The 11,382-nt window shown below is 41.8% G+C and carries 9 protein-coding genes; 6 read left to right on the forward strand and 3 right to left on the reverse strand.

Going from position 1 to position 11,382, the window contains the following annotated elements; all coding sequences use genetic code 11:
- Positions 1-111 precede the first annotated feature (111 nt).
- The gene (locus G563_RS0121855; RefSeq protein ID WP_028667183.1) at positions 112-981 is read left to right on the forward strand and encodes a carbon-nitrogen hydrolase; all 870 of its coding nucleotides are present in this window, start codon (positions 112-114) and stop codon (positions 979-981) included.
- 37 nt (positions 982-1,018) lie between these two features.
- Here G563_RS0121855 and hisIE read toward each other — a convergent pair whose 3' ends face one another.
- From hisIE to G563_RS0121870, 3 genes are all read right to left on the reverse strand, one after another.
- Positions 1,019-1,618 carry a bifunctional phosphoribosyl-AMP cyclohydrolase/phosphoribosyl-ATP diphosphatase HisIE gene (gene hisIE, locus G563_RS0121860; protein WP_211235303.1) on the reverse strand — a complete coding sequence of 200 codons (600 nt, stop codon included), beginning with the start codon at positions 1,616-1,618 and terminating at the stop codon, positions 1,019-1,021.
- A 96-nt stretch (positions 1,619-1,714) separates the two neighbouring features.
- A complete protein-coding gene (locus G563_RS0121865; protein WP_028667185.1) occupies positions 1,715-2,878 on the reverse strand; it encodes a sigma-54-dependent transcriptional regulator in 1,164 nt (387 codons plus the stop codon).
- Positions 2,879-3,100: 222 nt separating this feature from the next.
- A complete protein-coding gene (locus tag G563_RS0121870) occupies positions 3,101-3,799 on the reverse strand; it encodes a peptidylprolyl isomerase (RefSeq protein ID WP_028667186.1) in 699 nt (232 codons plus the stop codon).
- Between the two features lie 69 nt (positions 3,800-3,868).
- Here G563_RS0121870 and G563_RS0121875 point away from each other — a divergent pair, with 69 nt between their 5' ends.
- The 5 genes from G563_RS0121875 to G563_RS0121895 all read left to right on the forward strand — a co-directional run bounded on the left by G563_RS0121875 (position 3,869) and on the right by G563_RS0121895 (position 11,381).
- On the forward strand, positions 3,869-5,101 hold the full coding sequence (locus tag G563_RS0121875; protein ID WP_028667187.1) for an HD domain-containing protein: 1,233 nt from the start codon (positions 3,869-3,871) through the stop codon (positions 5,099-5,101).
- Between the two features lie 10 nt (positions 5,102-5,111).
- Positions 5,112-6,149, forward strand: a complete 1,038-nt coding sequence (gene lpxD / locus G563_RS0121880; protein ID WP_028667188.1) for a UDP-3-O-(3-hydroxymyristoyl)glucosamine N-acyltransferase — start codon at positions 5,112-5,114, stop codon at positions 6,147-6,149.
- A gap of 6 nt (positions 6,150-6,155) precedes the next feature.
- Positions 6,156-7,547: a bifunctional UDP-3-O-[3-hydroxymyristoyl] N-acetylglucosamine deacetylase/3-hydroxyacyl-ACP dehydratase gene (locus G563_RS0121885; protein ID WP_028667189.1), complete on the forward strand. Its 1,392-nt coding sequence runs from the start codon at positions 6,156-6,158 to the stop codon at positions 7,545-7,547.
- Between the two features lie 78 nt (positions 7,548-7,625).
- Entirely contained in the window at positions 7,626-8,429 is an 804-nt protein-coding gene (gene lpxA, locus G563_RS0121890) for an acyl-ACP--UDP-N-acetylglucosamine O-acyltransferase (protein WP_028667190.1), read from the forward strand.
- Positions 8,430-8,837: 408 nt separating this feature from the next.
- Positions 8,838-11,381: a putative Ig domain-containing protein gene (locus G563_RS0121895; protein WP_028667191.1), complete on the forward strand. Its 2,544-nt coding sequence runs from the start codon at positions 8,838-8,840 to the stop codon at positions 11,379-11,381.
- Position 11,382 lies beyond the last annotated feature (1 nt).

Consider the following 11,382-nt stretch of genomic DNA (forward strand, 5'->3'; position numbering starts at 1 on the left):
GTTGATTTATCCCCTAAAGTAAGCACTTTTCTAGTTTTGACAATAATCAACCGTTTTCGCGTTACCTTTGTAATCACATACGTACATAGTTCACCCAGAAAATCAATTGATATGCGAAACGTAAAAGTTGGTTTAGTGCAGATGAGTTGCACGGCCGATGTTGACCATAATTTAGCAAAAGCCATTGCCAAAACCCGCGAAGCTGCCGCCCAAGGCGCCCAAATTGTGTGTTTGCAAGAGCTGTTTAAGTCCCTTTATTTTTGTGATGTCGAAGACCACGCCAACTTCAGTTTGGGTGAATCTATCCCCGGCCCTACTACTGATACGCTTAGTGACTTGGCAAAGGAATTGGGGATTGTCATCATTGCATCATTATTTGAAAAACGTGCACCCGGATTATACCACAATACCACCGCAGTATTAGATGCCGACGGCACGTACCTTGGCAAGTACCGCAAAATGCACATCCCCGACGACCCTGGCTATTATGAGAAATTCTATTTCACACCCGGAGATTTAGGATACAAAGTATTCAATACAAAATTTGGAAAACTAGGTGTTTTGATTTGCTGGGACCAATGGTATCCTGAAGCTGCTCGTATCACAAGTTTGATGGGGGCAGAGATTTTGTTTTACCCCACTGCTATCGGCTGGGATACCAACGAGCAAGACCCTAGTATCAATGTAGAGCAATACAATGCTTGGCAAACCATTCAGCGAAGTCATTCGGTGGCCAATGGAGTCTACGTAGTGTCTGTCAATCGGGTAGGGCGCGAAGCCGATCAACAATTTTGGGGAGGGTCTTTTGTATCAAACCCATTTGGTAGCCTCCTATATCTTGCTTCTCACGACCAAGAAGAAATAAAAGTAGTAGAACTAGATTTGGACAAAACCGAATATTATCGTACCACTTGGCCCTACTTGCGCGACCGCCGCATCGATAGCTATCAGCCTATTACTAAGAGACTTATTGATGAATAACCATAAAAAATGGGGTGTTTGTACACCCCATTTTTTATCATTTATGTCTTTCTTTCAACACATCCACAATATCGTCCAAATCCATCCCTCTGTGCTCTAGCAAAATAAGATAGTGAAAAAGTAAATCGGCTGCCTCATTTTTGAAAAGCTCGTCGTTGGTATCTTTGGCTTCAATCACCAATTCTACGGCCTCTTCTCCCACTTTTTGAGCGATTTTATTGACTCCTCTTTTAAACAACTTACTAGTATAAGATGCTTCGGAAGGGTTGTTTTTACGGTCGCGAATGATTTGTTTTTGTAAATAATTCAAAAATGGAGCTTTCCCTTCATTTTTTTCAAAAAAGCAAGTATCTGCTCCCGTATGACAAGTAGGCCCGATAGGATGCGCTTTAATAAGAATCGTATCTTGGTCGCAGTCTACCAAAACTTCTTTCACTTCTAAGAAATTACCTGAAGTCTCCCCTTTGGTCCACAAGCGTTGTTTGCTTCTACTAAAAAAAGTTACTACCGCTTCCTGCTGCGTTTTGGCAAGCGCCTCTTGGTTCATATATCCGAGCATAAGTACTTTGCCAGTTTCATAGTCTTGAATCACGGCAGGTACCAATCCATCGGGAGATTTTGTAAAGTCGATTTGCATTGAATTGATATTTGACACTCAACGCTGACAACCGAACTCTTCAAGAGAAATTCAACTGCCAGCGTTGGGGTCTATTTAAGTATAGTTTACTAAGAATTAATTGCCGAAACTTGCGTATAAGCGTACATCATCTAGCATGATTTCGTCGCCGCACATGATTACCAAACGCTCAATAACGTTGCGAAGTTCGCGAACATTTCCTGTCCATGGCAAAGATTTTAGATACTGCATCGCATCAGGCAGGATTGTTTTGGGTACGCCACCATATTCCTGCGAAACATCATACAAAAACTTTTCGGACAGCAAAGAAATGTCTTCTCTTCTTTCGGACAAAGGTGGTACATGGATAGGGATGACATTGAGACGGTGGTACAAATCTTCCCTAAAACCTCCCTCCGAGATTTCTCGTTTGAGGTCTTTGTTGGTAGCAGCAATCACCCGCACATTTATTTTTATTTCTTTGTCTCCTCCTACCCGAGTGATTTTACTTTCTTGTAAAGCCCTCAACACTTTGGCTTGCGCTGATAAACTCATATCACCAATTTCATCCAAGAAAAGTGTACCTCCGTCGGCTTGTTCAAATTTGCCAATACGCTGCTTTACAGCCCCCGTAAAAGCGCCTTTTTCGTACCCAAAAAGCTCACTTTCAATCAATTCGCTTGGAATAGCGGCGCAGTTTACCTCAATTAAAGGCTTATTGGCCCGATTGCTCCGTTCGTGGATTTGTTTAGCAACCATCTCTTTTCCAGAACCATTGGCACCCGTGATAAGTACCCTTGCTTCGGTAGGAGCTACCCGCTCGATCGTTTCTTTCACTTTCCGAATTGGGGCAGATTCTCCCACAATTTCATTGATTTTGAAAATTCGTTTTTTCAAATCAACGGTTTCTGCTACCAATTTCGATTTTTCGATGGCATTTCGTACCGAAACCAGCAAACGGTTCAAATCTGGGGGTTTGGTGATAAAATCATAGGCTCCACGCTTGGTAGCTTCTACCGCATTTTCGATGTTACCATAAGCAGATATCATAATAAACTGCGTGGGGCGGCCTGCTTCTCCTGATTTGAGAAGTACTTCTAGTCCCTCAAGCTTAGGCATTTTAATGTCACAAAGAGCCACATCATAATGATTCTTTAAAATCATACTGAGCCCTTCTTCTCCATCTTTAGCCTCTTCCACCTCATAATCTTCATACTCTAAAATATCACGCAATGCCGCACGGATGCTTTTTTCATCATCCACAATTAGGATTTTTGCCATCTATATTTTGGTGAATTAATCGTTAATCATTAATCACTCAAGAGTTAATAGGCTCATTCAAAAAGGTATATATTATGAGTCGTTTTGTAAGATAACTATTAACTTTTAACTGAAATAAACACTTAATTGGGGCAAATTTAGCAAACCAACCGCGAAAATTACGCGAAAGAATTCAGCTTTTACAAATTATTTCTCCTATTTATGAGATATTTTTTCCATTTTTTATTCAAATCGGTAACTGTATCGTTTTGTGATTTTCTTCTTTTTCATTTTTTCCACCGAAACTACCATTTTAATATCTTCCAAAGGGCGATCTGCGCGGTCGCGAGGGCGGCTCGCGATACTATCTATCACTGCCATACCACTTATAACCTGCCCAAATACCGTATACCCTCCATCTAAATGAGGAGTACCTCCCACGGTTTTATAGGCTTCTTTTTGCGGTGGTGTTGGTATACGCCCTCCCCGTCTCAATTGGGCATCTAGGGTAATTTCGTCCATTATCTTGCCTTGTACGATATAAAACTGACAAGCCGATGATTTTTTTTCGGGGTTGTTGTCGCGGGCAGCAGCCAATGCCCCTTTTTGATGAAACAACTCAGGACGAAACTCGGCCGGAATTTTCTCTAGATTTCCTCCTCCGCTTCCTAGGCGTTCGCCGGGAGCGGCATTTCGTGAATTAGGGTCACCTCCCTGAATCATAAATCCCTCAATTACTCTGTGAAACAAGAGATTATCATAAAATTTTTCTTCTACAAGTTTTATGAAATTTTGTTTGTGAAGCGGGGTTTGATCATGTAAAATTGCTTTCATTTCCCCATAGGGCGTCTTGAAAGTGATTAAATAATCTTTTTTAGATTTTTTCTGGGCAAAAGAATCAATACAAATGACCAGCAGAAAGAATAAGTAAAAGGGTCTCATTACGCTTTGGCATTATTTTTTCACGAAATTGCAATCAAAAAAATTGTTTCCCAAATTCCCCACACTTCCGTGAACAAGCGCAAAATTTTTAACGACCCCGTTTACGGTTTCATCAGCATACCGTCTGATTTCTTATTTGACCTCATTGAGCATCCTTTTTTTCAAAGGCTGCGCCGCATTCGTCAGCTAGGCATGGCTGAGCTTGTATATCCAGGGGCCTTGCATACCCGTTTTCATCATGCTTTAGGAGCGATGCACCTGATGACTCAGGCTTTGAGCACATTAAGAGGCAAGGGACATTTGATTTGGGACGCCGAATGGGAAGCGGCTCATATTGCGATTTTGTTGCACGATATTGGCCACGGCCCTTTTTCTCATGTCCTCGAAAAAACCCTCCTCAATGGTGTAGCACATGAGTACCTCTCTCTGGAAATTATGAAAGAACTCAACCGACAAACAGACGGACGGCTAGATTTGGCAATTCAGATGTTTGAAGGAAGTTACCCTAGGCAATTTTTTCACCAACTTGTATCAAGTCAGCTTGATATGGATCGCATGGATTACCTAAACAGAGATTGCTTCTTCACGGGAGTAGCCGAGGGGGCTATTGGTACGGAGCGAATCATCAAGATGTTTGATATTGTAGACGACCAATTGGTGATAGAATCAAAAGGGATACTAAGTATCGAAAATTTCCTTAATGCTCGCCGATTGATGTATTGGCAAGTATATCTTCACAAGACCTCTATCTGTGCAGAAGTAATGCTCATTCAGGCTATCACACGCGCTCGTGAATTGGCGATGAAAGGTGAGGCTATTTTTGCGCCGCCTCATTTTGCTATTTTTCTTACTCAAAATATCACGTTCCAACGCTTTCAGGAAAATGTCGAATATCTAAACGCTTTTTTACAAATTGATGATTACGATGTTTGGTCATGCATTAAAATTTGGGCGCAGCATTCTGACTTCGTACTATCGACTATTTGTCAGAGGATATTAGACCGGAAATTGTACAAAATCCAGTTTAGTAATCACCCATTTGATGAAAATTATCTCTTAAGTATCTCTGCTCAACTCCACGAACAAGGTATTGAAGCACAGCTACACCCTTATTTTATGGTGCAGGGTCAATCCACCAATGCAGCCTATGTATCAAGTAAAGAACATATTTTGATTAAGATGAAAGATGGCAAAGTAAAGGATATTGCGGAGGCATCTGATTTGCCTACTATCAAAGCCCTTAGTAATATTGTCCGAAAGTATTATGTTTGTTGGATGAAACCTCTAACTTTGCACTCTTAAATCAGACCGTATGGAATTTACCGTCAAGCAGATAGCTGGACTGCTCGGAGGAGAAATAGAAGGAGACGAAAATCTGAAAGTCAATCAGTTAGCGAAAATTGAGGAAGGAAAAGCTGGTGCTATTTCTTTCTTATCAAATCTCAAGTATGAGCCTTATTTGTACACTACCGAAGCATCAGCGGTTATTATTGATAAGCGTTTTGAGCCTAGACAAGCTATCAAGACTACACTTATCAGAGTTGACAACTCCTATACTGCTTTTACTCAGCTTCTTCAAGTATATGAACAAATCCTTAAAGGAAACAAGCAAGGCATTGAACAACCTTCGTATTTAGGAGAGAATTCGAAAGTAGGAGAAGGGTTATATTTAGGAGCTTTTGCCTATGTAGGTAAAAATTGTACTATCGGGCAAAACGTAAAGATTTATCCTCAAGCTTATATAGGTGACAATGTCCAGATTGGTGACAATTGTGTCATTCATTCGGGAGTTAAAATCTACAACAATTCTATTATTGGGAAAAATTGTGTTTTTTTTGCCAATGCTGTCATCGGAAGCGATGGTTTTGGGTTTGCTCCCCAAACCGACGGCTCTTACAAAACAATTCCTCAACTTGGCAACGTTGTGATTGAGGATAACGTAAGTATAGGAGCTGGGGCAACGGTCGATTGTGCCACTATGGGGTCGACCATCATACGACAAGGCGTAAAAATTGATAATTTGGTGCAAGTAGGCCACAATGTCGAAATCGGCAAACATACAGTGATTGCGGCTCAAGTGGGTATTGCAGGCTCTACTAAAATCGGTGAATGCTGTACTATCGGCGGGCAGGCAGGTTTTGGGGGGCATATTTATGTTGCTAACAAAACCAAAGTAGGAGGTCAATCTGGCGTAAACCGTACTTGGGAAAAAGAAGGATTGTCACTAAATGGTACGCCAGCCATTGAACTCCAAGACAGTTTGCGAGCACTGGCCGTTTTTCGTAAGCTACCTTTGCTTGAAAAAAGAGTATACGAACTAGAGAAAAAAAATCAAGAAGATAAATCATAAGGAATGTTGAACATTAAACAACAAACCATCGAAAAATCCGTGTCGGTATCGGGTGTAGGCTTACACACAGGTGTTTCCGCCACGATGACCTTTCTTCCCGCACCTATCAATCACGGATACAAATTTCAACGCATCGATTTAGAAGGTCAGCCTATCATCGACGCCGATGTTGACAATGTAGTAGATGTATCTCGCGGTACCACACTTGAACAAAACGGAGCACGGGTATATACCGTGGAGCATACCCTGGCGGCCCTAGTGGGTCTTCAAATCGACAATGCGCTTATCCAACTCGACGGACCCGAACCTCCCATCATGGATGGTAGCTCTATCAAGTTTGTCGAAGCTTTAAGAGATGCGGGCATTGTGGAGCAAAACGCCTCTCGAAATTATTTCGAAATACCAGAACCTGTTCGGTATATCAATGCTGAAAAAGACATTGAGATGGTAGCCCTTCCTCTTAATGACTACCGACTCACTGTGATGGTTGACTACAATTCGAAGGTAATCAGTAGCCAACACGCCTCTCTCAACGATATCACAACCTTCTCTCGTGAAATAGCTTCCTGCCGCACCTTCTGTTTTTTGCATGAGCTAGAAGCACTCTATAAAGCCAATCTCATCAAAGGAGGAGATTTGACCAATGCTATCGTCATCGTAGACCGAGATGTAGAAGAAGGCGAACTAGATTATTTGTCTCAATTGTTGAACAAACCCAAAATTGGGGTTAACAAAAATGTGGGCATTCTTAACAATCTAGAACTACATTATCCTAACGAAATGGCCCGCCATAAACTCCTCGATGTAGTTGGAGATTTGGCATTGGTAGGGCGCCCCATCAAAGGTCAAATTTTAGCTGCTCGCCCTGGGCACGCTGCCAATGTAGCTTTGGCTAAGAAAATCAAGAAACTGGTTCAATCTTCTAAAAGCCATGTGCCCCACTATGACCCCAAAGTAGCTCCAGTGATGGATTTGAAGCGTATTTGCGAGCTTCTACCTCACCGATATCCGTTTTTAATGATTGATAAAATCGTTTATATGGATGAAAACAGCGTAGCCGGTTTGAAAAATGTCACCATGAACGAACCCTTCTTTACGGGTCATTTTCCAAACAATCCAGTCATGCCAGGAGTTTTACAGATGGAAGCAATGGCACAAACGGGCGCTATTTTGGCTCTTAGTTCTCAACCCGACCCCGAAAACTATTGGCCTTTCTTGGCAGCTATCGAAAATTGCCGCTTCCGTCGCAATGTCGTACCTGGTGATACTGTCATATTCAAATGTGAATTTACGGCACCTATCAAACGGGGCATCGTCAAAATGCACGGGGCAGGTTATGTAGCTGGCCAACTTGTTTGCGAAGCTGATATGACCGCGAGCTTAGTTAGAAAAAAATAATATAAGGATTAACAACCCCTCAAGTTTATGGTAAAACTACTGCTGTAAACTTAATCTTATGAATTACTGATCCAAAGAATGATTCAACCACTTGCATACATACATCCTGAAGCAAAAATCGCTCATAATGTAGTCATTGAACCCTTTGCGATTATCCACAAAGACGTCGAAATCGGTGAAGGTAGCTGGATAGGCTCGCATGCCGTTATCAATGAAGGATCCCGAATCGGAAAAAATTGTAAGATTTTTTCAGGTGCCGTCATCTCCGCTATTCCTCAAGATCTCAAATTTAAAGGCGAATACACAGTTACCTATATTGGTGATAATACAACTATCCGAGAATATGTGACCATCAGCCGAGGGACCGAAGAGTATTGGAAAACCGAAATAGGCGCCAACTGCCTCATTATGGCCTATGCCCACGTAGCCCACGACTGCCGTATTGGCAACAATTGTATCATTGGCAATACAGTTCAGCTAGCAGGGCATGTTCATATTGGTGATTGGGCGATTATAAGTGCGGCAAGTTTGATTCATCAATTCAGCAAAATTGGTGCTCATGCTATGGTATCTGGCGCATCTTTAGTAAGAAAAGATGTACCACCTTTCACCAAGGCAGCCCGAGAACCTCTCTCATACGCTGGTGTCAACTCCATCGGTCTAAGAAGAAGAGGATATAGCAATCAACAAATCAATGAAATTCAGGAGGTGTACCGCTATATCTATTTGAGAGGCCTCAACAATACAGAAGCTTTAGAGCAGATTGAAATTGAGTTGCCTTCTTCTATCGAACGGGACGAAATCGTTAATTTTATTCGTAATTCAGAAAGAGGTATCATCAAAGCGCCTAACAGTAGTCATTCTGACGCTAACGACGATTAAAAATAGATGCTTTCTTATCCCAAAATCCCCAACAGAAGCTTTGACAGCGTCGTTGGGGATTTTTTTATGTAGAGGACATAAAACAATGGAGAGCTATCTCCTAACGTTATTGTTTTATTACCAAAAATTGTAACATTTCAATAAGAGCTACTTAATTTTGTAACCAACTGAATGTACTGAGGCATGTTAAGAATTAAATAAGCTCACTTTCAACTACTTCTGGCTTTAGAAACTTTTTAGAGCTTTCTACCAAAACACCATTCTAAACTACTAATCCTTATGATAAATTATTTTTACTTACACCATATCACCCCCAAACATTTTAATGCTGCCAAACTTTATGTTAAAATATGAGTTTGAATCAGCAGAATTAAACCAAGGTTTCAACCTTTTTAATTTTAATGTTTCATGAAATATTGGTGGTGTTTTTGGTGGATAAGTATCGGAGCAATGTGGATACCTAAAGTCGTTAGAGCTGACGACAATGAACGGTATTTAGCCGTTTTGCTACTTAATCTTGACCGTAGAAACGACGTCGATTTGGACATACTCGAAGATGCCGTCAAAGCCGGCTGCAACGCCGTCCATCTTACTATTCATTGGGACCAAGTATATCCCAGCATTTCGTCGCAGCCCGACTGGCAAAAGTACGATGCCCAGATTGCACTAGCCCAAAAATTGGGGGTCAAGATTGCGCTAAGAATTTATTTAGGACGTAATGAGGGACGAATTCAGGGTTTTTGGACCGCAGACCAACGACAGCATGACCAACAAGGCAAACCCTTAGTGGCGGGCTATGCAAGCACCTTTTTCTCCTATGCCCATCGCCCTTCGGTAGAAAAAGCGCGCGAGTTTATCAAAGAAGTATGCCAACGCTACGTTGAGCTTCAAAAGCAAGGCAAAATATCTTGGGTCTCCGTGTGCTCTACTCCTACCCAAGAAACAGGCTATTATCACGAAAACAACCCCAACGGCAGCCCCTACGCTACGGTATTTGACTATTCCCCTTCGATGAAAGACGAGTTTAAAATCTGGGCAAGCAGGAAGTATCAAAAAATCGCTCGTTTGAATGTAGCTTGGCAAACTCAATACAATGGTTTTGAAGAGGTTGTGCCTCCTACTTCTCTCAAAAACCGAGACCAGATATTTTGGGGAGATGCAGGCAAAGATTGGTATGTTTTTAGACATGCTATTTTCAAGCAATTTATTGAACAAACTACCCAAACCATCAAATCGGTACATCCTCACTATCGGGTTATTACAGATTTTGGTTCTGTTTTTGATCAGCTGAGTACAGTTTGTGGAAGTTTGGCATTTCGGGACTTAAATCTTACCACCGATGGCGTCAAAATCAACGATGACGTACACTATGACCACCGTTTTTCAATCGATGTTTTGAGGAGCAATGTATTACCAGGGCAATGGGTTCTGAACGAAGTTTTCCCAGATTTCAGACAAGGCCAAGAGCCAGTTGTCAAACAGATTGACGAGAATTTTGCCCACGGTGCCCGCTGGATTAGTATCGTGATTGGGACTCGGAATATTTTAGAGCAAATGCGCCCTATCATTCAAAAAGCCGTTCCTAAATGGTTACAAGTTCCCTTTACGCCGCCCCAAGCTAAGTCCTTCATGACTTATAACCTGTCTCAGGTGTTAGAGTTTGGGTATTTCAGTGGGGGAGTCTACAGCGAATGGAGCAACAAAGCAGGACCAGCGTCTAATCGTCAGCCCGTCGAAATTCGGATGGTAGAAGACCTGCTCGCTGATTCGCTCAGAGGTTCTATCAATAGGCACCCATTCGTCAAAAATGCCCTTCCGACCAAAACCATAAGAGTAAATAGTTCTTTTTCTTACAAACTTAGCTCAGAAGTATTTGGAGATTTGGATGGACTGATTAGTAGCGTAGAGGCTATTAATTTACCCAATTGGCTTTCGTTTCAAGGAGGAGTTTTTAGGGGAATTCCTCCTCAGATTGGGACTTATAGTTTTACACTAAAAGCTACCGACGACGATGGTGCTAGCATTGAGACCCCTTTTACCATCATGGTCAACGAAGTAGGAGTTCTCAATCGCCCTCCTACTGTTAAAAAACCATACCCCGAAGCGATTGGACTCTACAAGCAGCCGCTGATTTTCACCATAAAAGATAGTATTTTTATGGATAGCGATGGCTTCATAAGTCGGATTGAAATAGAAGGACTACCCCCATGGGCTCAATACCGAAACGGCGAAATCCGAGGATTAGCAGATACCGTAGGCGTATACTTAGTGATGCTCCGCGCCTATGATGACGAAGAAGCCATGGTTTCTACGACGCTCAAAATTAGTATTAACTACCCCACTGTTCTTTTTGATTTAATCAAAGCAGGCCGCCCAGGAGAGCGTATTTTACTAAAAAGATTAAGACCAAACGATCGTCTTTTAGAGCATGAGTTACCGCCTTTTATCAATGTTTATTCTTCATGCGACGCTATCTTTGACACCTTCGTATTAGAACTTACTGGAAGTCAATCACGCACAGTGTACACGGATCGTTCTCCTTTTTCACTTTATGAAGGAGATTTAGGCATGCCTGCGATTGCGGGCAAGTATGCTTTGAAGGGTACCGCTTATTTTAAGAAAGACCTTATTGCATCCACTATCTACGAATTTGAAATATTACCCACTGACCCTACCACTCGCCTTCCAACCGAAATCGATGATTGGTCTGTATATCCCAATCCTGCGCTCGACTTTATCAATATCAAATTACCAGTAGGCAAAACCTCTCCCCCTATTCGGCTTGTCAGTTTGCTAGGGGCAGAGATAGGAGTACCTGAAAGAGCTATTTTTAGAAGCGAAGGCTTGATTTCGCTTAATTTACGCCAATTAAAGCTCGCACCGGGTATGTATCTTTTAAAATTACAAACTGAAGATGCCACTTGGCGAACCTTCAAAGTGATAAAACAATAAA

It is taken from the genome of Runella zeae DSM 19591 (genome assembly GCF_000423565.1).
In the GTDB taxonomy this organism is placed as follows: domain Bacteria; phylum Bacteroidota; class Bacteroidia; order Cytophagales; family Spirosomataceae; genus Runella; species Runella zeae.

What these genes read in the sequence shown, in the direction of transcription:
- G563_RS0121855 (WP_028667183.1), top strand. Translation starts at nt 112, where the DNA reads ATGCGAAACGTAAAAGTTGGTTTAGTGCAGATGAGTTGCACGGCCGAT.
- hisIE (WP_211235303.1), bottom strand. Translation starts at nt 1,618, where the DNA reads ATGCAAATCGACTTTACAAAATCTCCCGATGGATTGGTACCTGCCGTG.
- G563_RS0121865 (WP_028667185.1), bottom strand. Translation starts at nt 2,878, where the DNA reads ATGGCAAAAATCCTAATTGTGGATGATGAAAAAAGCATCCGTGCGGCA.
- G563_RS0121870 (WP_028667186.1), bottom strand. Translation starts at nt 3,799, where the DNA reads ATGAGACCCTTTTACTTATTCTTTCTGCTGGTCATTTGTATTGATTCT.
- lpxD (WP_028667188.1), top strand. Translation starts at nt 5,112, where the DNA reads ATGGAATTTACCGTCAAGCAGATAGCTGGACTGCTCGGAGGAGAAATA.
- lpxA (WP_028667190.1), top strand. Translation starts at nt 7,626, where the DNA reads ATGATTCAACCACTTGCATACATACATCCTGAAGCAAAAATCGCTCAT.
- G563_RS0121895 (WP_028667191.1), top strand. Translation starts at nt 8,838, where the DNA reads ATGAAATATTGGTGGTGTTTTTGGTGGATAAGTATCGGAGCAATGTGG.